The 26,366-nt window shown below is 35.8% G+C and carries 17 protein-coding genes; 4 read left to right on the forward strand and 13 right to left on the reverse strand.

Annotated elements, in window-relative coordinates; genetic code table 11:
- Window position 1 precedes the first annotated feature (1 nt).
- From HZI73_RS20015 to HZI73_RS20025, 3 genes are all read left to right on the forward strand, one after another.
- On the forward strand, window positions 2–2,419 hold the full coding sequence (locus tag HZI73_RS20015) for a COG1361 S-layer family protein (RefSeq protein WP_212695134.1): 2,418 nt from the start codon (window positions 2–4) through the stop codon (window positions 2,417–2,419).
- A complete protein-coding gene (locus HZI73_RS20020; protein ID WP_212695135.1) occupies window positions 2,412–3,839 on the forward strand; it encodes an ABC transporter permease in 1,428 nt (475 codons plus the stop codon). Before HZI73_RS20015 ends, HZI73_RS20020 begins: the two co-directional genes overlap by 8 nt.
- A gap of 219 nt (window positions 3,840–4,058) precedes the next feature.
- A complete protein-coding gene (locus HZI73_RS20025; RefSeq protein WP_212695136.1) occupies window positions 4,059–5,075 on the forward strand; it encodes a nucleoid-associated protein in 1,017 nt (338 codons plus the stop codon).
- 46 nt (window positions 5,076–5,121) lie between these two features.
- Here the strand turns inward: HZI73_RS20025 and HZI73_RS20030 are convergent, their stop codons facing one another.
- The 9 genes from HZI73_RS20030 to HZI73_RS20070 all read right to left on the reverse strand — a co-directional run bounded on the left by HZI73_RS20030 (window position 5,122) and on the right by HZI73_RS20070 (window position 18,133).
- Entirely contained in the window at window positions 5,122–6,240 is a 1,119-nt protein-coding gene (locus tag HZI73_RS20030; protein ID WP_212695137.1) for a GerAB/ArcD/ProY family transporter, read from the reverse strand.
- Window positions 6,241–6,242: 2 nt separating this feature from the next.
- A complete protein-coding gene (locus HZI73_RS20035; RefSeq protein WP_212695138.1) occupies window positions 6,243–7,352 on the reverse strand; it encodes a Ger(x)C family spore germination C-terminal domain-containing protein in 1,110 nt (369 codons plus the stop codon).
- Window positions 7,353–7,364: 12 nt separating this feature from the next.
- Window positions 7,365–8,831 (reverse strand): spore germination protein, encoded by a 1,467-nt coding sequence (locus HZI73_RS20040; protein ID WP_212695139.1) that lies wholly within the window; start codon window positions 8,829–8,831, stop codon window positions 7,365–7,367.
- 139 nt (window positions 8,832–8,970) lie between these two features.
- Window positions 8,971–9,597, reverse strand: a complete 627-nt coding sequence (locus HZI73_RS20045) for a carbohydrate-binding family 9-like protein (RefSeq protein WP_212695140.1) — start codon at window positions 9,595–9,597, stop codon at window positions 8,971–8,973.
- A 52-nt stretch (window positions 9,598–9,649) separates the two neighbouring features.
- The gene (gene nagB, locus HZI73_RS20050; protein WP_212698879.1) at window positions 9,650–10,390 is read right to left on the reverse strand and encodes a glucosamine-6-phosphate deaminase; all 741 of its coding nucleotides are present in this window, start codon (window positions 10,388–10,390) and stop codon (window positions 9,650–9,652) included.
- 4 nt (window positions 10,391–10,394) lie between these two features.
- The gene (gene nagA / locus HZI73_RS20055; RefSeq protein ID WP_212695141.1) at window positions 10,395–11,543 is read right to left on the reverse strand and encodes an N-acetylglucosamine-6-phosphate deacetylase; all 1,149 of its coding nucleotides are present in this window, start codon (window positions 11,541–11,543) and stop codon (window positions 10,395–10,397) included.
- A gap of 21 nt (window positions 11,544–11,564) precedes the next feature.
- Window positions 11,565–12,740: an ROK family transcriptional regulator gene (locus HZI73_RS20060; RefSeq protein WP_212695142.1), complete on the reverse strand. Its 1,176-nt coding sequence runs from the start codon at window positions 12,738–12,740 to the stop codon at window positions 11,565–11,567.
- A 202-nt stretch (window positions 12,741–12,942) separates the two neighbouring features.
- Complete coding sequence (locus HZI73_RS20065; RefSeq protein ID WP_212695143.1) at window positions 12,943–16,239, reverse strand: hypothetical protein; 3,297 nt, start codon at window positions 16,237–16,239, stop codon at window positions 12,943–12,945.
- 631 nt (window positions 16,240–16,870) lie between these two features.
- Window positions 16,871–18,133, reverse strand: coding sequence for a uroporphyrinogen decarboxylase family protein (locus HZI73_RS20070; RefSeq protein ID WP_212695144.1), 1,263 nt, complete (start codon window positions 18,131–18,133; stop codon window positions 16,871–16,873).
- A gap of 437 nt (window positions 18,134–18,570) precedes the next feature.
- Here HZI73_RS20070 and HZI73_RS20075 point away from each other — a divergent pair, with 437 nt between their 5' ends.
- Complete coding sequence (locus HZI73_RS20075; protein ID WP_212695145.1) at window positions 18,571–20,121, forward strand: alpha-L-fucosidase; 1,551 nt, start codon at window positions 18,571–18,573, stop codon at window positions 20,119–20,121.
- Window positions 20,122–20,248: 127 nt separating this feature from the next.
- On the opposite strand, the gene HZI73_RS20080 is transcribed toward HZI73_RS20075, so the two are convergent.
- From HZI73_RS20080 to HZI73_RS20095, 4 genes are all read right to left on the reverse strand, one after another.
- On the reverse strand, window positions 20,249–22,735 hold the full coding sequence (locus HZI73_RS20080) for a glycoside hydrolase family 2 TIM barrel-domain containing protein (RefSeq protein ID WP_212695146.1): 2,487 nt from the start codon (window positions 22,733–22,735) through the stop codon (window positions 20,249–20,251).
- 70 nt (window positions 22,736–22,805) lie between these two features.
- Window positions 22,806–24,560: a cache domain-containing sensor histidine kinase gene (locus HZI73_RS20085; RefSeq protein ID WP_330619607.1), complete on the reverse strand. Its 1,755-nt coding sequence runs from the start codon at window positions 24,558–24,560 to the stop codon at window positions 22,806–22,808.
- Window position 24,561: 1 nt separating this feature from the next.
- A complete protein-coding gene (locus HZI73_RS20090; protein ID WP_212695148.1) occupies window positions 24,562–25,362 on the reverse strand; it encodes a response regulator transcription factor in 801 nt (266 codons plus the stop codon).
- 144 nt (window positions 25,363–25,506) lie between these two features.
- The gene (locus HZI73_RS20095; protein ID WP_246552226.1) at window positions 25,507–26,346 is read right to left on the reverse strand and encodes a carbohydrate ABC transporter permease; all 840 of its coding nucleotides are present in this window, start codon (window positions 26,344–26,346) and stop codon (window positions 25,507–25,509) included.
- Window positions 26,347–26,366: the final 20 nt, after the last annotated feature.

A 26,366-nucleotide genomic window follows, 5' to 3' on the forward strand; every position in this document is an offset into this window, starting at 1 on the left:
AATGAAAAAAGCAAGACTATTGATCTATTTATGTGCATTATTGGTATGCACAGTGGCTGGTAGTGTGGAGGTATCAGCTGATACAGCCCTAAACATAACTCAAGTAACAAGCAAAGACAATATTAACATAGGTGATAAATTTGACTTAACATTACAGTTAAATACTGCTACTACAGATGATACGAAACTAATTATTTCAGCAAGTAGCTTCTATGTTAGAGATGGTTTGATATCTCGAAGCGTAAAAAATAAAGCAAGTGTCACCATTCCTTTAGAATGTAAAAATCTTGATGATGATAAAATAACCATAACATTCGATTATCCAAATGATACATCAACTAAAGAAACTCTTAGTTTGGATTTACTCCCTAATAGCTCCGACTCCTCTTCTACACCTACAGACACCAAAAAGTACGCGCCTAAACTAGCCATCGTAAACGAATCCGTACCATCAACCATGGCGGGTAACAATCTGGAGCTTGACCTAGAAGTTAAAAACACAGGTTCTTATACAGCTAAAGATATCGTAGTAGAATTCGTACCACCTACAGATGAAAATTTCAAATATGAAATCAGTACCATTAGCTTGGTGGATAAAGTGGCTAAGTTAAAAAAAGAAGAAACAGCTAAGCTCAGTTATGCAATTGCTGTAAAATCCACTACACCCCCAAAAACATATAAGTGTACCATTAAATATACCTATTCTAATCTATATGGGGATGTAACGAAAGATGAGCAAGATATCTATATTAAAGTAACAAAAGGCTATCCTGCTATTGATCTTGCGGTTACAGATGTTACAACAACACCTGCTGTTGTCAATGCTGGTGAAGAAGTAAATCTTACGCTAAAAGTCAATAATAATGCAGGTATGAAAACAGTCAATAAAGTAACCTTATCCTTAGAAGGGTTAGCAAAAGACGGTGTATCTGGCTTCTCCATGACTAACGGTGTTAACAGTAAGGATATACTGAATCTATCCCCTCAAGAAAAAGGCAATGAAGTCACTTTCTCTCTTCTTGCTGGATCAGACTTGAAAAAAGGTAGTTATCCATTAACCCTTGTGATGAAATATATGGATACCGAACATGAAGAAAAAGAAATCAAAAAAGAAATCTACATTAATGTCAACAGCGACAGCGATAAATCGACTGATATTACCATACAGAATGTGGCAGCACCTACAGGTAGGATTACTTATGGCAAATCCTTTAAAGTAGGTCTTGATATACAAAACACAGGAGAAGCTGACCTGAAAGATGTGGTGGTCACAGCTACTGGTGTGGATAACACGGTGATGATGCCCATGTCACAAAATGTTCAAGTTGTGGAAAACTTAGCAGTTGGTGCATCACAACATTTAACCTTCCTCTTTCAAGCATCGGACCTTGCAGAAACGAAGAATTACTTAATTAATTTTGAAGTAAAAGGAAAAAGCGATAAAGATAAAGAAACACCTACTTTCTCTCAATACGTGGGTGTCAGTGTAGAAGGTAAACAAAAAGAAGATGATAACAGTACAACAAGTAAGCCCATTATTATTATCAGTGATTTTGTCATCAACCCTAAGATCGTCAATGCTGGTGAAACGTTTGATGTGAAATTAACGTTTATGAACACCCATCGCGATAAGAAAATAGAAAACATTAAAGTGTCCTTCTCGGCAGAGAAAACCACTGATACAGATGCTCAAAAAGTGGGCAGTGTCTTTACACCAGTGGATACAAGTAGTACGTTCCATATTGAAGAAATAGGACCAAAGCAAACAGCCGAACATGAAGTCACATTCTTCACCATACCATCTGCACCTGCCAAAGTACATAATTTAGATGTAACCTTTTATTATGAATACAAAGGGGCTGATGGGAAGATCCTAACGGAAACCCTCTACGATGCTGTAAGAGCTACCGTTGTTCAACCTTCTCGTTTTATCACAAGTGATATTCGCGTACCTGAAACGGTGTTTGTTCAAGAACCTGTTAACATTTCACTTGAAATCAGTAATACAGGTAAAACAACCCTTGATAACTTTACCGTTGCTGTTGAAGGTTTTGGTTCTTCCAATAGCCGCCAATACTTAGGTAACCTTGAACCTGGTAATACAACCTATTATGATGTGGATATCTTTGCAGAACAACCAGGAGATGTTACTGGAAATCTGATATTCTCCTATACCAAGCCAGATGGCAGTGACGAAATCGTTAAGAAAGAAATCAAAACCATGGCACAAGAAATGCAGATGCCTGATATGAGCGAAATGGAAACTGGCAATTTCGATCAAATGAAGCCTGAAGAAAAAAAATCCAATAAAATGTTATACATCATCGGCGGTAGTATCGCCGGTATCATCATTCTCATTATTATCATCGTTATCATCAGAAAAAGAAAAAAGAAAAAGGAATTAGAGTTTGATGAATAGTCTCGATCTGATTCGTATGGGTTTGAAGAACTTACTCCGTAGAAAGATGCGTAGCCTGCTGACAACCCTTGGTATTGTTATAGGTACCATATCCATTGTTGTCATGGTATCCCTTGGTTTGGGGATGAAACAGAATGTTAACGAACGTATGAATAAGTGGGGTAACATGAAAATTGTTAAAGTATATACCGAAAATGGTGGTCGTCACGGTATGCGTATAATGCGAGATAGTTCTTCTGATAATAATGAGGATACAAATGTTCAAAAAAAAGCTAAGATTGAAAATGATGATATAACACTTATGAAACAAATTGCAGGTGTTGAGGCAGTATCACCTGTGTATCAAACGAATTTAAACATGGTTGCCAAAAAATTTGTTGGCCAATACATACAAGTTAAAGGTCTAACACTTGAATTTATGGAAAAATACGATCTTGACATTGAAACAGGTCGATTGTTGGCAGAAGATGATAAGAACGCCCTGGTATTTGGTCAACGGGTTGCTTATAATTTTAGTGATAACCAAGAAGGCGGCGGCTGGTGGGATATGTACGATGAAGAAACAGGGGAATTGAAACCCGCTAAGTTCAAACCCATGGAATATACCAGCATGAAGATGTCTTTTGACTGGAGTTTTGGTCGAAAACAACAATATCGTGGGCGTGGCGTTGAAGAAAACACCCGGCCTGTTAGACCCATTACAGTTAAGGTTGTGGGTGTTTCAGCAAGTGAAAACTATGAAAAAGCCGAGTATGCCTACATGGAGCTTAACACTTTAATGAAACTTCGTGATAAATACGATAAAATGACAGGCTATAAAGATTATGGTGGTAAAAAACCTAAAAAAGGTTTTGACCAAGCCATGCTCTATGTACCTAATCGAAAACATGTGGATAATGTGTTAAAAGAAGTACGAAAGCTTGGCTTTGAGGCCAGCAGTGATACGGAATTTATTAAAGAAACCGAATCCATGAATAACATGGTACAGATGATTTTTGGTGGTATCGGTGGTGTGGCATTACTGGTAGCTGCAATCGGTATTACCAATACCATGGTTATGGCCATTTACGAGAGAAGAAAAGAAATAGGGGTTATGAAGGTTATTGGTGCTTCCTTGAAGGATATCAAAAAACTTTTCTTATTTGAATCCGCTTCTATCGGTTTATTTGGTGGTGTATTTGGTGTTGGCTTGAGTGTTGGTTTATCTGTTATCATCAATAAAATTGTTGATGGTAACCAAAGTTTAAGCAGGATGTTCCAAATATATAGTGATGAGGCTGATGTAACCCTCTCCATTATTCCATCATGGCTCATTCTACTGTCTTTAGTATTTACGACAATCATAGGGCTTGTGTCCGGTTACTTGCCTGCTCGTAAAGCTATGAAGCTAAGTGCTTTGGAAGCAATTAAAACCGATTAATACCTAATACAACCAAGCTACATGAGAAAGTTTAATCTCTAAGGGATTAAACTTTCTTTTATTTTCTCTTCTTTTTCTATATGAGAGTATGCTATAATAATTGAGGTTACATGATAAGAAAATAATGAAATACGTTACATCATGATGCTATGCATACCTTTTAGAATGCTAGATATAAAAAGACCAGTATGATATACAATAGATAAGAAGGAGATAACCATGTATACGTTAGAAGACATTAAACTCTATAACATGATTGTACATATACTTGATTCAAGCTTAAGTGTACCTGTACTGTCCATGGAAGAAATGGAAAGTAATTATGACATTAAGGAATTCTTTGCCAATCATCTTGTGAAAACCCTTAATGATGATAGCCTAAAACAGTGTCAATTTCAAACAGATTATAACATGGTGTATAACTACATCAAAGAGTACACCCAAGATGACAGCAGATTTGTAGAAATGTCCATTAATATTGCTAACCAGCTCTTCTCCATTATGAATGCAAACAGCAACATACCATCAGCAGATTTAGCCGTTGTTGCCTTTGGATGTCGTGGTACCAAGTATCTGGCTTTATTAAAGCTTAATTATTTAAACTCCTTTATTCACTATACAGAAACGAACAACAATGCTAATGTGAATCAAATTATTCAGCATCGCACAACATTACCTAATTCAGGTCAAAAAATTAATGAAGTCATCGTGATTAATCTCTCTACCTTAGGTATCGATATACTTGAGAAAAAATATGAAATTGATGGTCAAAAGGAATTCTATCTTTCCCTGCATTTTTTAAAATGTCAAACGAATTTATCGTCAAAAGAACAGTATAATATCGTAAAAAAAGCGACGGATACGATAACGAAGAAGTATTTTGATGAAGATGTAGAAAAGAAAATGGATATTCAACAAGAACTCTACCACAACATTGAAGAAAGTGGCGACATTAATCTGGATACATTTGCCAATGAAGCCTTTAAAAATCATGTGGATATTAAAAAGGAATTTATGGAGACCATTAACGAGAAAGGTCTTGAAGAGCCTGTTATTCATTTAACTGAAAAGACCATTACAAGGTCTTTTGAAAAGCAGAAGCTAAAAACAGACACAGGTATTGAACTTAAAATTCCCATGGAACTCTATAATGATCCGGATAATATTGAATTTATCACGAATCCAGATGGCAATATATCCATCGTCATTAAAAACATTAAGAAGATCATTCATTAAGTAAAAAGCTAGCTTATTCAAAAACATGACGCTGTCATTTGATAAGCTAGCCTTTTGACGTTTCATTGCTGTCTGGGGGTGGTTCTTTTTTCTTTAGCAATACAACCAATAACGTTACAATGGTAAAGTAGGCGATAACAGCTAAGGTTATTGCAGGCTCTGATTTTGCAATTTCCCGCTTTATGGTTTCATTATAGATGAATACAATGGAAAAACATGCCAGGGCTGCTATGACACCTATAATCACATACGTATATTTTTCTTTAACATGGGTGACATCCTTAATAATCATACTTGAGAAATATAATAAATTCCCATTAATACGATAGATAATCAAACTCCAAAATAACATAAAGACATATCGAAACAAATTAATAATGGGTATCTGGACACTATCAGCAATCACCAAAATAGGCCAATAAAACTTAATGGTTACATCCCCAAGATAATAGATAGCAATAAAAGTTAACCACACATAAATGGCTATGACAATGATTGTACCTTTTAACATGGATCCCTTCAGTTTTTTCTTGTCGCTGATTAATGGATAGATCAAGAAAATAACTTCAATGCCTGTATACCTGCCTAAGGCTTGCAAGCCACCATTGGCGATTTCACCTATTCCGCTGTTAAAAACAGGTAACAGATTGATGATAGAACCCTTTACCAGAGCATAACCTGGTAAAATAACAATAATAAATGTGAGATAAAAAATAAAAACATTCACCTTAGCAATGGTTTTCAACCCTTTTATGGTTAAAAAGAAAACGGCAAGCATGGTTAAGATTGTAATAACTGCAGAGGGAATAAAACTTGCAATAAATATGCGTGTGACAAATGTAAAAGAAACCAAAACGGTCATGATATAATATATAAAAAAGAAACTGAGTAAAAGATTAAATAAAGAACCTAAATACTGCCCAAAAATCTTAACGTTGATACTAATAATGTTGTCCTTAGGAAATCGTTTGCTAATAATCGTAGCTAGCCAGACCATATATAATGGGTACAGTCCCCCAATTAATACAGCTAACCATCCATCATTTCCAGCTGCTTCAATTGGACCTGTGGAACCAAGTATACCGATTCCAATAATAATGGCTATAATGGTGTGTGAAAACTCACTAGGGGTTAATGTGGTTGTCTGCTTGTTATCCGAAGCCATTGTTAGTAATCACTCCTACCCTGTCTATCCATCTTCACATTAACTTTTACTTCAATATCGGATTGGCTTACCATGGCATCCCAATCGTCAACAATCTTCCTTCCGTAATAGGCAGCAGCATACTTTCCCAAAGATAAACAGTCCACATTATAACGATAGACGGTACTATATAAAGATTTTGTACAACGTTTACGTATATCGACTTCCAATTCTTTAGCTGCTTTGTCCTGTTCTTTTAAATCACCAAAGATATCCCGATCGGTTTTATTGGATATAACATCTGCGCTTATATCTAATGTAATAATAAAACTGTATTCCCCTTCTTCATTTTTATTCACATCCACTTTTTTTATGGTACTCAGTTGATAATCAATGGACTGACCCTCACCCTCATCATAATCCATGATATAGATACCCTTTGTTGAATCATCTCTTAACATATTAAACCATCGTGCTTCATCCATATTTATTTTGCCAATCATTTTATCTTCTTTAAAGATAGCCAAACCGGATAGTTCAAAGAACTCATCCTTTATACGTATTCTTGGCAGTACAATACTCCTACCTTCTGCATGGTATCTGACATAGACGTCAATGAGTTTGTAATTATCATAATAAAAAAAATCCATATCCCCAATGTTATTGAGAATTTCTTCTATATAATCAACACTGCTGGGGTAGCCCTCAATGTTGTATTCTAAAAAAGCCTCTGGGTCACCATCACATATAAGTACATGACCTCTATCTTGAGCAATAGGCTCTTTGGCAAAATCATCAATAAAATTTTTAATACCGTATGAAGCAAAGGCTTGACTGATTAAATATATTTTCTCACTTCCTATTACAAATTTTTTATTCATTTGAGCTTGCCAACGGGTTTTAATTTCATTAAAATTAGTGCCTTCACCCTTATAAATAAAGTTGGTGACACCTGGCGTATTATAATTATATACCACCGTATAATACTTTAAGATAGGTATAATCCCACTTTCTGTATCGATATCCATACCTAGACCAATGGGTAGGTTCAGATCTTCAATGGACTTAAGATTATGACCATATACCGTCGATATAATAAAAATGATGACCATAATAATGATTTTATTTTTCATGTATGCTCACCCTCATTTTTGTGACGTTTGTTGTGTTTTCTGTCTGGTTGGATTTTTATTGGGTATGGTACTGCTTCTTTTATTCATACTTTTAAGAGGTACTCTGACAAACATATCTTTCATCTGTTCTAAAGAAAAAGAAAAATAGGGTATACCGAAGGTTTTTAAAGTGGTTAAATGAACAATTGTAAAAAACAAAACAAGTGTAATACCAAATATACCCAAGACATTGGTGACTAGAATCATGATGTAATTGAGTAGCCTTAGAGCCGAGCTCATCTCATAATTAGGTACCAAGAATGTTGCTATGGTGGTGATACCTATAACAAGTAACGTTGTAGGACTTACAATCTTTCCTCGAATAACGGCATCACCAATAATAATACCTCCTACAACACTCAGGGTCTGACTGATTTTTCTGGGCAACCTTAAACCGCCCTCTCTTAGAAAATCAACACTTAGCTGCATGAAGAGTATTTCCATGAAAGGTGATAGCTCAATCTCATTCCTTGACTGAATAATAGCTGTTGCAAAGTCCGATGGTAATAACTCGGAATTATACTCCAAAAGGGTCAGGTATAATGCGGATAAAGTGGTTATGACAATAAATGCTAAGAACCTAAGTAATCGATTAAAAGTAGCTATAACAGGTAATTGATTGTAATCTTCAACACCTTGAAAAAAATCAATAAAGGAACTGGGAGCAGTACATACATAGGACGTTCCACCAATGATAATACTGACTCTTCCTTGAGCAATATCTGATAGAACTGTATCGACTCTTTCTGTTGAATAGATCTGTGGGAATATGGAATAGACATTGATATTTAAGAACTGTATAAATTGTCCAGCACTATATATGACATCTGTATCAATAGCGTTAATCTGCTTTCTAATTTCATTAACAACCTTTTCTTCGGCTACATCATCAAGGTAGAGTATGGCAACATCTGTTTGAGAACGTGTGCCTACGATTAGTTTCTCAATTATTAAATGTTTATCTCGTAGCCCTCGCTTCATAATGCTGATATTGGTATCTAAATCCTCTACAAAACCCTCTTTTGTACCTCCAATGGATACCTCATCTGTGGGTTCCTTGATGCTCCTAAACTGCCCGCCTTTTACATTAGCTACAATACATGTTTCTAGACCATCAAAGAGTATCACAGCATGGCCTCTTTTCATAGCATACTGAATCTTCTGGTTATCATTAGTAGTCTCAAGGGTACTCATGGGTATAAAGCGCTTACACAACTCATCAACTAACGCTTCCTCTTTCTTTAATCCTTTAAGACTCGTATGATTAATGAGAGGATGAATCAGTTCTTTATCAACTCTGCCAACATCCACCAAACTGCCCACAAAGATAACAACTGCTCCTAACCTGTCTTTACCCTCACCAATATAAAATTCTTTTACGGTTATTTGACTACTGTCACCTAACATTTGATAAATCTCATCTATACGTGCTTTAAACATATATATACTCCTTATAAAATGCATAGTATATTATGAGCTTGCAGGGCTGGAACTATTCACTTTATGCTTATGTAAGGCTATTATCTATAAGATAAAAAAATAAAACCGTGCAACTCATTTGCTCGGTCTTGTACTAACGCTATACAATTTGTAGTTTTCCGAACTGCTTAGGCAGGTGAAAATTAGGTTTTTCCCATACAATGGGATTCCATGTAGCATATTGATCATCTGTCTTACCACCGCAACGGTAGAAATTTCCATACCAACATGTTTGTTCAATCCGCTTTCCACACATGTCTTCCAAGATGTCTATGGGAATCTCCAGACCGATTTCCCAACTTGTATCATCTGTCCTTTCATCTTTGGTAGGTGTCTTAATACTTGGTGTTATGCGAATACCTTTTGCTTGCGCTTCGCTTATATAAACTGTCTTACCAAGACCATCCTTATAACTCATATGCAAAACACCACAACAATTTACTTCAACATTAAAATATGCACCACCAACATGATTCTCAGGTGTTACAAAGAACTCAAAACAACTGTCTAAATATACATCACCATTCAATGTAGTTTCTCGACTATAGCTATGGATATCTTCACAATAAGCCTGTATCTTAATACAATTTTGGTGAATCACCATTTTCACATATGTGGCCTGTTTAAGTCCACTTTGATACCAAGGATAACACTTAATGTCCAGTGCATTAATCTGATGCCAAGGTACTTCCTTCTCCTTTACCTTTTTAACCTGGTATGTATGCAATAACAATACCTCCTCAATTTATGCTCTCAATGCATAATGATTGCATTCAAGCTTATTTTACTTTATGTTCAATATACTGGGCTGCTTCTTTATCAACTACGATAATCACATGAGGATGCAGCTGCAAAATAGATGCAGGTACATTAGGGGAAATCTCGCCAAATAACATCTTATCGATAATCTGAGCTTTGCTTTCACCATTGGCAAGAAGTAAGATTTTCTTAGACTGCATAATGGTCTTCATGCCCATACTAATGGCTTCTTTGGGTACGTCATCAATACGGTCAAAAAAGCGGGCGTTGGCTTCAATGGTTTCTTGATCTAGTGTAACTTTATGTGTACCAGACTCAAATGTAATATCAGGCTCGTTGAAACCAATATGTCCATTGGTCCCTATACCAAGAACCTGTAAGTCAATACCACCTGCATTATAGATTGCTTGGTCATATCCATAACACTCTTGGTCAACGTCTTTTGTTTTACCATTGGGAATATGCATGCTATCTTTGGCTACATTAATATGCTGAAAAAGATGCTCTTGCATATAATAAGCATAACTTTGGTCATTGGTTTGATCAATGGGATAATACTCGTCTAGATTGAAGGTGGTCACCTCGCTAAAGTCCACTTCATCATCTTGGTACATCTTAACCAGTTCCTTGTACATACCCACTGGTGTTCCACCTGTAGCAAGTCCAAGGACACTACCTGGTTTGATATTCACTTGAGATGCTACCAGGGTTGCTGCTTTCTTACTCATTTCTTGATAATTATCTGTGATAATTATGCGCATACCTCTAATTTGATTTTTCATATAGCTTCTTTCCTTTCCCCATTGTGTAATATATATCCAGCTGATCATCTAATATAACAATATCTGCATCTTTCCCTGTATCCAAAGTTCCTTTTCGATCTTCTACACCTATATACTTGGCTTGGTTAATGGTAACTAGATCAATGACTTTGGCTAAATCATACTCGGTATATTGGGTGAAATGATACACGGCTTTGTTAAGTTTTAATGAGCTTCCAGCAATGGTTCCATTGCTTAGCATGCACTTCCCACCTTTTAAATAGACTTTCTGACCACCCAGGTTGTACTCACCATCCTCAAGTCCTGCACCCATCATAGCATCTGTAATCAACAAAATTTTATGCATGCCTTTTATACGAGCAATTAAGCTGAACAATGCAGGGTTAACATGAATGGTATCTGCGATTAGTTCGCAGTAAACATCTGAGTTCATGGCTGCTCCAACTACTCCAGGTTGACGATGATGCAACCCTGTCATGGCATTAAACATATGTGTACAAGAACATACACCTGCTTCCACACCTTTCATGGCTTCATCATAGGTTGCCTCACTATGTCCCATAGAAAATTGAATACCATATTTGTTTTTATAGGCTTCTATGAAAGGAAGTGCTCCTTCTAACTCTGGCGCTATGGTGATAATCTTAATGATGGATTCATAACCTTCAATTACTGCCCCAGTCGGTTTTTGGATATACGTTGCTGACTGAGCACCTTTAAATGTTTCACTGATAAATGGTCCTTCTAAATGGGTACCTAGCACCTCAGCCCCGTAGCTTTTATCATCCATAATGGTTTGGATGGTGTGTAATGCTTGACGAATAATGGGAGCATCCATGGTCATGGTAGTGGGTAAAAAAGACGTAACGCCGTTCTCTGGAATGAGACGGCTAATGGTACGAAGCCCTTCTAGATCTCCATCCATGGTATCGTATCCTTTATAACCGTGAATATGCACATCTATAAAACCAGGTACAATGTATTTACCTGCTGCATCAATATGTTCATCAATGACTTCCTTAGCTACATCTTTTTGATCAATAATCTTCTGAATCGTATCCTCAAATAAGATGGCTTTACCCTCTACAAATTGGCCATCTAGGAGCATACGTCCATTCTCTATACATTTCATCAAACTCACCCTTTCACTATGCTACTCATTTAATAAATCATCCATGGTCTGTTCTACAGCTATTTCTACTGCTCCTATTAGACTGGAATGTTTAATCTGAGCCAAATTAACCGTTGTATGAAGCGGTACTAGCCTAGCTACCACTGCATTAATATCCATTAATATAGATTCATGAAGCTTGGGGATATCACCGCCGATAACAACATGTTCAATATCTAATAAAGCTGTTATGTTCGCAATGGTAATCCCCAAATATTCAGCGACCTTTTTTATTAAAGCCATGCAATAAGGGTCTTCCCCTTCCAATGCTTTTTGAAAAACAGATATGGAGAGATGATCCACATGACCTTGACATAATTTATACAATAAACTCTCTTTTATTTTATTAAAATCACTGCGTATAATCTTAAATAGACCCGTCTTGGAAGCCACCTCTTCAATATTAACATAATGACCATCTATATGAATATGAGGCACTGTAAAGCCAATTTCTCCTGCACTTTTTCGATCGCCCTCATAGAGTTTCCCATCAATGACGAGACCTGCACCTACCCCTACATCCACACTGATATAGAGAAGGTTCGAAATGCCCATAAGATTACCTTTTATCCGTTCGCCGATAACGGCTAAGTTAATATCATTTTTAATCAAGGACTTAGCAGTACATATCTCATGGATAGCCCTTGTTAATTTCTCCAGCTTAATTTGATTCACTTTCTCAGACAATATATTGGGAAATTCCCCATTATGTATAATACCTGGATAAGCAATACCGATGCACTCAATGGATGCTTCATTAATCTGGTGTTCTTGTAAGAATGTTTTAATGACCACACCACAATCCATATCATCAGGATGGTTGTATGCCATATCCAGTGTATGGTGTATATGACATCGTAGATCCCCAAGGGCAATTTTGAATCGTCTTTTGGATAGATCAATGCCAAGGACGTATCGATAACAACTGTTAAAGTTCACCAAAATAGATTTCTTACCTAATTCGTTATCACCTTTACCTTCTTCTATAACAATCCCTTTTTTAATAAGTTCGCTGATATTGGTTGAAATGGTTGGTTTACTGACTTGTAAGTGTTTGGCTAAATCAGCCCGTGATGTTCCCCCATGGTCCATTAAATAGGTAATAATGGCTTCTTGGTTATTCTTTTTTACCATGGATTGATTGCCTGCCCTTACCATAATGTGGTCTCCTTCAAATAAAGTTAGTAAAGTTTCTTTACTTAATTCAATTGTACCCAGTTTGTAGGGGAATGTCAACATAAAAATATACCCTTTTCATCTTAATCTTACGCATACCACAAAAGCCAAGCTTCAAAAACTGAAACTTGACTTTTTCTTAATGATATTCTTTATTTTTAGGGGTTATCTGTATGCGTACTTATTATTCTGTGATACGGATATTATCCATGATAAATGATGCATTGCTTTTATTTGCCAACTCACTGTGACCTTCCCATAAACACACTTTGATTGTTTTTAACTTCCCAGTATCCAGCCCGTTTTGACTAAGTCCCCAGAAGCCATCTGCTCCGTCAAAAAAATCATCACATTTTTCAAATTGACTTATTTTAAGTGTACGGTTTTGGTTCGGTTCAATATTGAAGTAATATGTACCTGTTGTACCTGCTTCATCTGTCACCAACACACGTACCTGCACTGAGTAGCTTTCTGCATTCGTAACATCTAAAGCTAACTTATTCTTACCAATACTCCACATATTTGGATTATCAAGAATAACTTCACTATATTGTCCATAATTCACTTTATTAAGTGTATTAACATTTACTTTGAGTGCTTTAGTACCGTGTGTTGCACCTTGTCCTTGAACCTCTGTGCTCATTTTACTTGCATCAGATAGGGTATACATGACAGGTTCTCCATGTTCAAAAGAAATGTGTGGGAACTTAATGATACTATGGCTAAATATATTTCCCATGGCGGTGAGATCGTGACTTGCTTTATCCACTTCCTCCCTAGTTGCTATAGAATCGTTTGCAACTACCTCTGCACGTTTAATAGCCACTTGGTAAGAATCATATACTAACTGTGTCACCCAAGGTTGACCTGGTGTTACACCTGAACCATCATTTGAAATGGTAATGCCTTGGCAATTTTGTTTTGCTTCATTGACTAAATTCTTCAATGCTGTAGTGGATACACCTATTGGCTTTGTTTTTAAGTATTCATTATACAAGGTAACTTGGGTAATATATCCTCCATTTTCTGGTATAGATACAGTAATTGTATTTTGGCCTTGAATATTATTCTTGTCCACTGGAATATCCACATAACCTAAGAAATCTCCATTTTTATTGGTGTACTCAAGATCTTTATTATATACAGAGTTATTCACTTTAATAGTCATATCTTGACTGAACCCAGTATCGGACTTACCAAAGCCAACACGTAATACAGAACGTTCTAATCCATTGGTATCACAGCCAACACTAAATGTAGCTGGTGCTCCTCCTGTTGGTTGTAGTGTCTTATTACCATAATAGCTTTTTTTCAATAATGTATGTGTAAATTCTGGCTCTCTATCTAATGTAATCTCAAAAACACAGGTCTCTTCCGCACGCATAGGTACTCTATTCATATTAGGTACACCTATTTCTTCATTGACAAGATGACCTAATTCTAAATAAGTGTGTTTTCTCTTAACATCTGTTATATTAGCATTACCGGTATTAAGATTAAGATCAATATATGCTCGATGTAAACTTAGGTTTTGTACAGCAACATAGATTTTTTTACCATGACGTACAGCGTGAGTGAATACTCGATTGTTATTAGAAAGAACAGGTATAAAAGCACCTCTGTAATCTTTCCACATTTCAAGATAATGAATCAAAGGTGTTGTACCGTCAAGACCTGTCTGTGTGGCATTATACTTATAGAATGTATCATTTGAATCAGGTCGCCAATTGATAATAGGGTACAAGAAAGGCACAATCATATCCACAGAATCCGCTAGATTCATAAAACGAAGCATATAACCATGATAAGTTCTTAATTTCTTGAAATAATCAATTTCAGTTCCTCCAATGTTATATGTACCTTCTTCAGTAATGATGATTGGCTTATCATTACCTGTTATCGCCATATGGTTTTTTAATAAACCAAAGACTGCTTCTAACCGTCCACACAAGAATCCATCTGGGTTACTATCTTCATCATTAATAAGTAAATGACCATTTTCATAGAAATGATGACTATAATAATCTAAGTTATGTTTGGTATCGTCCATGAACTTGAGTTGTTTTCTTGCTTCATCAAAGTTATTTTGTTCCAAATACATAAATGCACTGGATGGTCCTCCTACTAATGTATCAGGAGACTCTGCTTTTATCTTCGTAGCAACTTGATTATGGAAGTCTGACAGATAGTTCCATGCGTTGTTTGGATGTGTATGAAGGTATGGCCACTCAATAGAAATAGTCGATTCATTTTTCACTTCTAAATATTTGGGACCTCGTCCATCTAACTTTCTCTCAATTGCAGCTACAAGTTTTCCTGCTAATTCTGCTGCAGGTTCAAATTTATCAAGTTCTGGTGTACCGTAATGTGGATTACCACCTGGAAGTATCTGCCAGCTTGGCCATGCATCTAACGTTAAAGCATAATTATTCCCAATGGTAGGATACAGCTTATCATACTTATCAATGAATGCCTTGTTTTTTTGATATTGTTGATCGAAGAGTGAATAATCCGTATAGCCCGGTTTACTCGCATCTTCTTTTAGACCAAACCATTCTTCTAATCCATAGAAATGAAATGCACCACGTCCTGGTAAGAAACCGTAGTCTTTTGTTACCATGTGATACGCTTTGTCGAGTAAAGTAACCGATGAATCCGTGGTACCGATATCAATGGGCCCACTGTTGACATGATATCTTTTATAGACATCTTCATCTAATTTATTCACACCGTTCATACTTAGATTCTTTGTAGCGTCTACGTCTAGTGTCACATTAAGCCAAGGTTTGTCTTCACCAATAACGGTATAAGCTGTTACATCATACTCCTCTGACAACCCTTTTTCTTCCCAAAGATAGATATCTTTTAACTTCCCATGTCCTTTTAGAACAAGTTTGTACCCGTCATAGATGATGTTACCGTTACTGTCTTTCATATCCCATGGTTCAAGTAAACCTGTATTTAGATTGGATAACCAACTTGTTTTCGTATATGTGGTAGGTAAACCAAGTGGAGAATTCCAGTAATGTCCTGATAGAATTTGCCAATCAAAAGACTGTCCCTTTGGGTTAATGATGCTTAATTGTAGATCTTGTGCAATCTCACCTTCAAATCGTACATCACCAAAGAATCTTGCTACTTTGGCTATTTCTTCAGGGATATCAAAAGTCATACTGCCATTGATTTGAACATGTTGATTTTTGAAGTCAATAAAGTTAATTCTTTGTATCAGTTTTGACCCATTGACTTGTTCAATAAAGACCACATTATTCGGATCAAGGTTTTTATACTTTTCTATTACAGCTGGTATCGTATCATAATCTTCTTTGTTGATGCGTATGTTTTCAGGCAATACGTATCGTGTCTCTTCTGCTGATACTTTCATTACATTTAATGAAAACAACATGGAAAAAACCAAAATCCAAGATGCTACATATGCAACTCCTCCTTTGTATCGTTTTACATGCTTTCTTTTTTTCATGGTACTTCCTCCTAAAATTAATAAATTGCAATTGCAAACCTTTTTATAATGCTTTATACACAAAATCCAGCTATTTTAGGAACTCAATATCTTGTGTTAAAGGATCAACTTCGTGTGGTTTATCAATTGCTTGTGAAAAAAATGTATTAAATTAACAACACTTTTTATATATAGTGAAAAAACTGTTGCAATTCAATCCAGGTTAGTAATAGAATGTGAACCGATAATGTTATACATTATAGCTTTAGATATAAAAATCATAATTTGCTCATATTTATCTTATGGTTAATGTACTTACTTTTTTTGTTTTAATTCAATTTATATTTAGATTATATAAAAAACAGTAATTATTATTATTTGCACTAATATTCTATCATTTTCCTTTGTAACGAACCATGGCTAATCATATTATATATGTGGACAAAATTAAGATTTTAATTGTGCTTAAACAATTTTAAGTTTTGAACTCTTGCTATGTAATGTTCAGTCCTACGCAACTTATCTTGGTACTATAACCCTACTGAGCACACAACAAAAAAAAACTGTTATTAACAGTCTTTCTAAGGTAATTACTATTTAATTATGTAAACATCTATATAACCCATTATTACAACTTTCTCGTCTCATCCCGTTACTTTGTATTAAAGTCTTTTACAGCATTAATCATAGCCATCATGTTAGCTATGGGTGTGTTGGCTTGGATGTTATGAATAGCATTGAAAACATACCCGCCACCTTTTGCAAATATCTCTAATCGCTCTAGTGTCTGGAGTCGAACTTGTTCTGGTGTACCAAAAGGAAGAACATGTTGTGTATCAATACCTCCACCCCAGAAGACGAGCTTATCACCATACTTTTCTTTAAGAAAAATAGGATCCATCCCATTAGCAGAACATTGCACTGGATTAAGTATATCCACACCCATTTCCACAAAATCATCTAAGAGATTTGGAATAGAACCACAACTATGATAGAATGTTTTCCAAGACGTATTATCATGAATCCATTTATTAAGCGTTGTAAAATATGGTTTGTACAGCTCTCTAAATACTTTAGGTGATATGAGTTCGCAATGCTGTGTACCAAAATCTGTTCCGCTGACATAGACCGCTTGTATCTTATCCCCTACGGCTTGCTTATAATGTTTTAAATTTTCTATTGCTACTTCTGTCTGATAATCAAACACTTCCTTAATATAGCTTTGATTAATCACGTGAGCCATTAACCAATCTTCAATGCTTCGGATACCAGGTGTTTCTTTCAGCCCAGGCCCTGGCAGACTAGAGAAATCACCAAGAGATGTACCCGTAAAATTACCTATGATACCGTAATCTGTATGCTTAAAAAAATGGTCAGCATCTCTTTCAATATCTCGAAGCACCTGTTCAGAGTATATACCAAACTGTTCCTCAAAATCTTTTTTACCATTCAAGCTTTCTGGAGATATGTCCCCTTGCCTTACAATAGCATCAAAGTAATAACCATCTTTTGGCATCATTGCACTAGGGGGTACAGATGTGTCACCTTGTGGATAGGCATATATATAACCGTTTTCATCAACTGTAATATTAAATCCCCCACCAACCATTCCTACTCTGCCTTTTTCAAATTCCCATTCTTTCCAGTCTCTATTCTCAAATCCTAGCTTCGTATAAGGTGTAAAAACACCGACAACATCCACCTGCAAAACCTCTCTTAAAGACTCTTGCATCTGACCAATCATAAAGAAGGGATCTTGAATTTTAATGGTCTCACCATTAAGTTCTAAGTGTTCTTTAAGCTCTATTAACGTTTTAGCAGAAATACCTGATACAATAGTTGCACCAATATCAACTGGCACCTTATCGGGTACTTCATGATTCAGGGTTTTTTGTAGCCTTTCTCTTCCTGTCATCCGTCCTTCCTTTCCTACAGATTAACCAATCATAATCTGTAATAGCATGTGCAATTACATCTTAACAAATATAAGCAACTTTTTTTATCTATGAATCATTATTATAGATTGAATTAGCCAAATAATAAATGCACTGCAATAGCGATTTTTTATAATTATTCAAGTATGTTTTTATTTTTTTAGTACCATATGCATATATTTTATAGATTACTTAGATAAATTTATATGAATTCTCAAAACTTGACAAATAGGATATGGATTTATGAGCATTATAGATAATCTGTCTTCATTCGTGTCCTTTAGTTTTCATTAACATTTTATAAAACTAGGTTAATATTTTGTATGTCAATATGGTTCCAAAGAATTATACTAGTACTATATTCTTTATGAGGGGTTATTTTTTTATCAACAGAAAACATATATGAGGAGTGTAATTTATGAACAAAGATCCAATGCAGTACAACGAAGACTGGCAATCACTCAAACAACATAAAACACCTGAATGGATGATGGATGGTAAGTTTGGTATCTATACACACTGGACACCAGTAACTGTTGCAACAAAAGATAATCATGGTGACTGGTATGGCTACACCATGTACATGGATAAACATACTCTAGGCTGGAATGGGGAAATAGTGCAAAACAAACCCCATGCTGCTTATAAGTACCATGTAGAAAAATATGGAAGCCCTGATAAGTTTGGTTATAAAGATTTAATCAAATTGTTTCAACCCAAAAAATTTGATGCACAAGAATGGGCTGACATATTTGAAAAAGCAGGTGCAAAATTTGCAGGTCCTGTAGCTGTTCATCATGATAATTTCTCGATGTGGGACTCTAAAATCACTCGATGGAACATTAAAGAAAATTCTGGGTTTGATGCACTTGGTGAATTAGAAAAAGCAATTAAAGGCCGCGGTATGAAGCTTATCACTACTTTTCATCATTCCTATTCATGGAATTTCTTCATTGAGGCTTATAAATTTGATGCAAAAGACCCACAATATGCCGATCTATACTGTGTGCCTCATGAAAGAATTGAGCCGCCTAGTGAAGAATTTGAAGACATCTGGTACGAGAAACTGAATGAGGTAATGGTTAACTACCAACCTGATTTGATTTGGTTTGACATGGGTTTTGAAAATATTAGTGATACATCCAGAAAGAAATTCATGGCTAGATATTTTAACCTATCCAATGACTGGCAAAAAGATGTGGGCGTATGTTACAAGATAAAGTCAAATCCACCTTTGCCACCAGAAACAGGTATATTAGATTTTGAGTTGGGAAGAAGCGACCAACTCCTTGATAATTTCTGGGTTACTGACACATCATTTGGTCCTTGGTTCTATCAAGATCAAATGAAAGATGGTACCGGACTTAAAACAGCCAACGACATCATTACCATGTTAATTGACATTATCAGTAAAAATGGTTCACTTCTACTTAATGTGCCACCTAATGAAAATGGAGAAATCATTCCATACTTAAAGGACACGTTAACGGACATTGGGAATTGGTTAAGAAAAAATGGAGAAGCTGTCTACAATACCCGCCCTTGGAAAATATACGGTGAAGGACCCACAAAACTTGACAAACCATTTGGTGGTTTTAATGAAACAAAAGGGTTTAAATATTCACCTGAAGATATACGCTATACCCGGTCAAAGAATAATAAAACACTTTATGCAACCGTCTTAGCTTGGCCTGGCGAGAATAAGCAAGTCACATTGAATGCTTTCTCCAAAGGGATGATATCTCCTTCAATTACAGTTGAACGCATCAGCATTATTGGCTATGACGATGATATCAGCTGGACACAGAACGATAACGGACTAATCATTACATTACCTGATACGAAAGTTGATGATACGTTTGTTATCAAGATTGAAACAAAAAATGATGTAATGGCTATAGATGTTACGGATGATTTTGTATCTGAACATCCTAACAACAAGAAATCAGATAGTAATTTCATGGCATAATAATACGTAAAACCGATAGTTACTTCACATGATGCCCCGACACACTTGTCGGGGCAATGATATGTATGATAAAACAGTTATTCTGATGTCCTTTTGTATACTATCCTAATAAAGCAACATCACCCTTTCAGCAAGTTTCGTTTTTACCTAACTGCTGTACCTCTACTGTGCATTGATTAGAAACTAAATCCATGGTGACACATTTACCTTGAATATGAAGTGTTCCTTCTTCTAGCCCTTGTACAATCATTAAACACTTTCCTTGGTGGGTTACGATTGATGTGCTTTGATAATCCTGTACATTATCTGAACATCCGTTATCAACACCCCGTATCTTGTTTGCTCCCTCTATCGCAAAATCGATCCGTGCTTCCTGATTAGTTGTTACATTACCTTTTTCATCCACAAGCTTTGCTATCACGTGAACTACACTGTCACCGTCTGTTGTTATTACATTTTTATCCACTTCCAGCTCAATTGCTTTCACTGCTCCTACCGTTTGAATCACGGATTCAATGGTTTCACCATCTTTTACTCCGATAGCTTTTAATGTGCCCCTTACAAAAGGTACATGCCACTTATATATATGATCCTCAAAGTCTTTTAAGTATCTTGTAGCGATTAACGCATCATTTAAGTATAAGGCTATGTGATCACAATTGGAATATGCTTCCACAACAATTGATTCACCCTCTTGATAGTTCCAATATGGATTCACATCGTGCCAGAACCAATCTCTCGTCTGCCATGCACCTTGTACTTTCTCTTGTAACTGGGCTGCATCATTTTGTTCGTATAGGGAGTGTTCTAATCGCTGTGTAAACATCTTTATATGCGGTTCGTCTCGCCATAAACTTTTGAACATATGATACGCTGGTTTTTTAAACCCAGCAAAATCTAATAAAGCTAAGTTAGAGCCTCTACGTGGCCAGAGCTTTTGCACCCAGCCTTCTCCCATATGGTCAATACCTGTCCATATAAAAATTCCAGGGATATGTTCTTTTTCAAGTACGGCTTTCCATTCATGCCATTGAGGCATATTTTCTGTTCCCATGATCGGTTTTTTAGGATAATTTTCATGACCGTAATCATAGATGACCCTCCTATAACTGTATCCGACCATATCCAGTTCATCAATAAAGCCTGTTTCGTAGCTTACAGTGGGTAAAATACAGTTAGCTAATACAGGTCTTGTCCTATCTACTGCCTTTGTCCACTGTGTTAATTGTCGTGCTGTAGTATCCACATCGTAGTAATCCCTTGGTATTTTATTGATGTTTTCTCTTATTTTTTCTTTACTATAAGGAGGTAAAGTCCAAGTATATACGCCTGTGGCATCCTTACCAAAATAGCCTGTGGCATTATTATATTTCGTATAGGTCCATTCAATTTCATTGCCTATGCTCCACTGGAAGATACATGGGTGGTTGTGATCTCGTTTGACAATATTTTGTACATCTTCTTTCGCATATTCTCTAAAAAACTCTGCATGCCCCCGTGATAGATCATCCACAAATTTTTCTACACCATTTTTACGTTTGTCTTTTGGATTGTCCCACTCGTCAAAAAACTCTTCTTGTACTAGGAATCCCATCTCATCACATAAATCTAGAAAATCTTCAGAAGCTGGGTTATGTGCGGTTCTAATGGCATTACAACCGCATTCTTTTAATAACTTCAGTCTTCTTTTCCATACATCAAGGGGTACAGCAGCCCCTACAAGTCCTGCATCATGATGAAGGCAAACACCTTTAACTAGCCTATTGCTCCCATTCAAGAAAAACCCCTTATCTGCATCAAAATAGAATTCTCTTATACCTGTTCTTGTCGATTCCGTTTGAATGATACAACCATCGAGTACGACTTCCACCTTAACATCATACAACTTCCCATGATGAATTTCCCATTTCACAGGATTTGAAATTTCAAAATCAATGACAACATCTGACCATGTCTGCTTTTCTATGTCACATGCTATCACCTTTTTTCCTATCAATTGGTTGCCATCATAGACTTTACCCACTATATCAATGGCATTCTTTTCTTGAGTTGTATTGTGAAGAGTCACTTGACTTCTGATGATTGCAAAGTCTTGTTCGATTCTTGGCGTTGTCACAGAAATACCCCATACTGGAATATGAATCTTTGGGAGGATATGCATGGACACTTTACGATATATACCAGATCCCGTATACCAGCGACTGTCTGCATACCTTGTATGATCCACCTTAATAGCAATCACATTATCTTCCCCCAATGGATTAAGATAGTCTGTCACATCTACGAGACAAGGGCTGTATCCATAAGGATGGAATGTAACACGTTTACCATTACAATAGATTGTCGCCCTGTTATAAATACCATCAAAATTGATGATTATCGTATTATGCGCCATGTCTTTGGTTGTCATAAAATATTTTCTATACCAGCCTATGCCCCCAAGTAAATAACCTGTGCATGACTCGCCTTTTTCTTGGTCAAAAGAAAAGGCTACACTCCAGTCATGAGGAAGATCAACTGTTTTGAAGTGACTATCGTCTGTAGATAATAAATGCACACCTTCTGGTTCACCTAATATAAATTTCCAATCTTTTAGTAAAGGCAGTCCTCTCATATGTCTTTTCCTTTCTAATTTGTTATTGCTTTATAGCTGCTATGTAGTGGTCCAGGCGTTCATTTTGTACCTACTGGTCTCCTCTTGGAATCTTCAACTGAATACACGTTCCTTGACCATATTGGCTATGGATATGAATACCATACTGCATGCCATAGCGTAGCCTGATTCTCTTATGGACATTTCTTAGTCCTATGGATAGATGTTTGTTTTTTGGCTGAACCTCTAATGAGTTTGTTTCTTCCAAAGTATTGATGATTTGTGTCAAACGTTCTTTTTTAATACCCACACCATTGTCAATAATCTCAATATCAATTTCTTCTTCGACTATCCTAGCAGAAACCCATATTTTTTTATCTGTCATTTTATCTAAAAAACCATGTTCAATGGCATTTTCTATAAGTGGTAATAACACATGTCTTGGAACTTTTTCATATAGCGCTTCTTCTTCAATATCCATTTCAATTTGAAGGCTATCAAAGTAACGATATTTCTGAATACGAGTATAATTGTCGATAGCATTTAATTCTTCTTCCAAACTAATAATTTCTTCCTTACCTAATGAAAAATGCATTAATGCTCCTAGACTTCTTGCTACAACACCTATATCCTTTGCGCCTTGAGAAAAAGCAAGCCAATTGATTGTATCCAGCGTATTATACAAAAAATGAGGATTGATCTGCATTTGCAGAGCTTGAATCTGAGCTTGTTGTTTTAAGGATTGTTCTTCCCTTACATGATGAACAAGGGTATCCATACTACATACCATTTTATTAAATGCTGCATGTAGTTTCCCAATTTCGTCATCATACTTTACACTTGCCTGAATGGAAAAATCACCTTTTGAAAATTGTTCAATATAACCTACTAATTTTTTTATGGGGTAGGATATCCCTTTTGATATACCAATAACTAAAGCAGTGATTAATACAAAAACACCACCTAATACCAAAACTGTTACAACATTTAATTGTTTTAGTTCCTCGTTATCCATTGCATTTTGAGAGACACTTATCACCTGCCAAGGCACTTTTTCAAGAGGTACAATATAGAGCTGTTTCTCCCCTTGGTGCGTTGACACATTCTGAACAATCTTATTTGGATAAGTGGCGATATGCTGAAATAAATTTGGAAATAAATCATGTTGTCCAGAAACAATGTTGCCTTGCGTATCAGTTATAAAGATATCATCATGCTGCGTAAAAGAAATGTTATCAAAAACCTTACTAAAATAATCCATATCCACGTATATAATAAAGTAACCGAGTATCTGCTGGTTACTTAGATGACAGATAGCTTTTCCAATAGGTATCACCCTTAACCTTTTATTGGGCAGCATCCAAATATTTTTGCCTTTTCCTTGAAGAATTACCTCATTAGACATATCCGGCACATCATAATCATTCTGACCGGCAGAATAAACACGACCTGACGGGGTAAATAAAAACACACCTTTTATCGCATTCGTTTTACTCATTTCAGTAATCATACTATTGTTTAAGCTTATTGCAACCTGAGTTTCTTGATGGTTAATAACCGTATTACGTTTTATTTTTAATAAATGATCTTGAATGGTAGGATTAAGAGAAAGTTCAAACAGTATATCTTCAATATCTTTTATACGATACTCCAGATTTTTTGCTACTTGATTCATGGTATTTTTTATGTAATTTTTTTGGTGTCCCATAATAAGGTTAGACGACACATTGTAAAAATAAAGACCTAAGATCAATATGGAACAGAATAATACACCTAACATACTAACCAGAAGTTTAGACTGGATTGGTAAATTCCCCCATGTTTTTTTTAATGTAAGTTTTTTCATGCTAATCTATCCGCTTTATAACATCTACTAGATGCGTGACGTTCTGTTCATGACTTTCTTTTCTGTACGCCATAGGGGTTTTGCCAAATGTTTTTGAAAACAACTGACTAAAATAACGTTGGTCATTCATACCTATTTTTTCGCAAATACTATAGATTTTAAGATTAGTATGCTTTAATAATTCTGTTGCCTTTATCATTCTAATGGTTGTAAGAATTTTGGAAAAATTATAAGAGGTACTTTTCTTTATAAGTTTGCTCAGGTATGCGGTAGAGAAATACATATACTCGCTCAATGTGGCTAATGTGATATTCTCCATATAATGTTTTTCAATGTAATCTAAAATAGCATGTATGGTATCATTTTGCCCATCCACATCATTTATTTTTTTAATAATCTTGCCAAACTCGGCTTCTATCAATGAGACGCCTTCATTCTCCAAACTAGATTTTGCTCGTTTTACAACTTCTAACACTTCTTCGGGGCTTGCGGGCTTTAATAAATAATCAAACACACCATTTTTTAGGGCAGTTTTAGCATACTCAAATGTACCATACCCTGTCAACAGAATGGTCTTACAATTTTTTATCTTTGAAGTTTCTCCTGCTAATTCAAGACCATTCATACCCGGCATTTTAATATCTGTCAGAACAATGTGGGGGTTATATTGTGACAATACTTGTAATGCATCCACACCATTATCAACTGCTCTCACTTCTTGAATACCAATGCTGTTCCAATCTAACTGTAACAATCCTCTAGCAATAATTTTTTCATCATCGGCAATTAAAAGTCTCATCATATCACTCCAATGCTATTAGGTCTATCCTTACCCAGATGAAATGTGAATTACAAGGTCGTAGTATAATCATTTCATAGGGATTTTCCTATTTCTATTATACAACCTTTATGGTATTTTTACTATGGATATACTTTACACGGTAAACTACCCTTTTACAGCACCAGATACCAAACCACCGATGATGCGTTGATGGAGTAAAGAATAGATTACAATGACTGGAATAACCGTAATGACAATTGCTGCAATCATACCAACATAATCCGTTGCATACATGCCTTTAAACGCCATGAGTCCAACAGGTAACGTCATCTTATTTTGATCCGATAAGAAAATCTGTGGAAAGAGCAGATCATTCCAAGCGTTAATAAATGAAATGACAGCTATGGTGATAATACCGGGTTTTACTAATGGCATGATTACTTTCCAAAAGGCTTTTAATAACGAACACCCATCAATGATTGCAGCTTCCTCAAGTTCTCTTGGCAATGTAGAAAAGAAACCTGTCATAATAAAGATGGACATGGGTATAGCAAAAGTGACATTGGGTATAATAACGGCTATGTATTTTCCTAATATATGGGTCATATTAAAAATGGAGTAAAGGGGTATGATGGAACCGTATGTTGGAATCATCATACCCATCAAAAACAAACTGAGTACAATACCTGAAAGCTTCCATTTTAGGCGTGTAATACCATAAGATGTCATGGTTGATAAAAAGATTGTAATGCTTACTGATACAACACTAATCAGTAGAGAGTTGATGAAGTAATTACCTATATTACCCTCTATCACGGCATTGACATAATTATTTAGCGTCCAGCTCTTTGGTAAACCCCAAGTGTTTGTGAATAAGTCTTCTTGGGTTTTAAACGAATTGAGTATTAACCACAAAAGCGGAAACATGCAGACAACCAAAAACATGATGAGCAAAAAGTAGATGGTTGCGTTTTTTATGATTGTTTTCTTTTTTTCATTTCTCAACGCATTTCCCTCCTGTTATT

Origin of the sequence: Vallitalea pronyensis (assembly GCF_018141445.1) — a bacterium.
Taxonomy (GTDB): domain Bacteria; phylum Bacillota; class Clostridia; order Lachnospirales; family Vallitaleaceae; genus Vallitalea; species Vallitalea pronyensis.

What these genes read in the sequence shown, in the direction of transcription:
- HZI73_RS20015 (WP_212695134.1), top strand. Translation starts at nt 2, where the DNA reads ATGAAAAAAGCAAGACTATTGATCTATTTATGTGCATTATTGGTATGC.
- HZI73_RS20020 (WP_212695135.1), top strand. Translation starts at nt 2,412, where the DNA reads ATGAATAGTCTCGATCTGATTCGTATGGGTTTGAAGAACTTACTCCGT.
- HZI73_RS20025 (WP_212695136.1), top strand. Translation starts at nt 4,059, where the DNA reads ATGTATACGTTAGAAGACATTAAACTCTATAACATGATTGTACATATA.
- HZI73_RS20030 (WP_212695137.1), bottom strand. Translation starts at nt 6,240, where the DNA reads ATGGCTTCGGATAACAAGCAGACAACCACATTAACCCCTAGTGAGTTT.
- HZI73_RS20035 (WP_212695138.1), bottom strand. Translation starts at nt 7,352, where the DNA reads ATGAAAAATAAAATCATTATTATGGTCATCATTTTTATTATATCGACG.
- HZI73_RS20040 (WP_212695139.1), bottom strand. Translation starts at nt 8,831, where the DNA reads ATGTTTAAAGCACGTATAGATGAGATTTATCAAATGTTAGGTGACAGT.
- nagB (WP_212698879.1), bottom strand. Translation starts at nt 10,390, where the DNA reads ATGCGCATAATTATCACAGATAATTATCAAGAAATGAGTAAGAAAGCA.
- nagA (WP_212695141.1), bottom strand. Translation starts at nt 11,543, where the DNA reads ATGAAATGTATAGAGAATGGACGTATGCTCCTAGATGGCCAATTTGTA.
- HZI73_RS20060 (WP_212695142.1), bottom strand. Translation starts at nt 12,740, where the DNA reads ATGGTAAGGGCAGGCAATCAATCCATGGTAAAAAAGAATAACCAAGAA.
- HZI73_RS20065 (WP_212695143.1), bottom strand. Translation starts at nt 16,239, where the DNA reads ATGAAAAAAAGAAAGCATGTAAAACGATACAAAGGAGGAGTTGCATAT.
- HZI73_RS20070 (WP_212695144.1), bottom strand. Translation starts at nt 18,133, where the DNA reads ATGACAGGAAGAGAAAGGCTACAAAAAACCCTGAATCATGAAGTACCC.
- HZI73_RS20075 (WP_212695145.1), top strand. Translation starts at nt 18,571, where the DNA reads ATGAACAAAGATCCAATGCAGTACAACGAAGACTGGCAATCACTCAAA.
- HZI73_RS20080 (WP_212695146.1), bottom strand. Translation starts at nt 22,735, where the DNA reads ATGAGAGGACTGCCTTTACTAAAAGATTGGAAATTTATATTAGGTGAA.
- HZI73_RS20085 (WP_330619607.1), bottom strand. Translation starts at nt 24,560, where the DNA reads ATGAAAAAACTTACATTAAAAAAAACATGGGGGAATTTACCAATCCAG.
- HZI73_RS20090 (WP_212695148.1), bottom strand. Translation starts at nt 25,362, where the DNA reads ATGATGAGACTTTTAATTGCCGATGATGAAAAAATTATTGCTAGAGGA.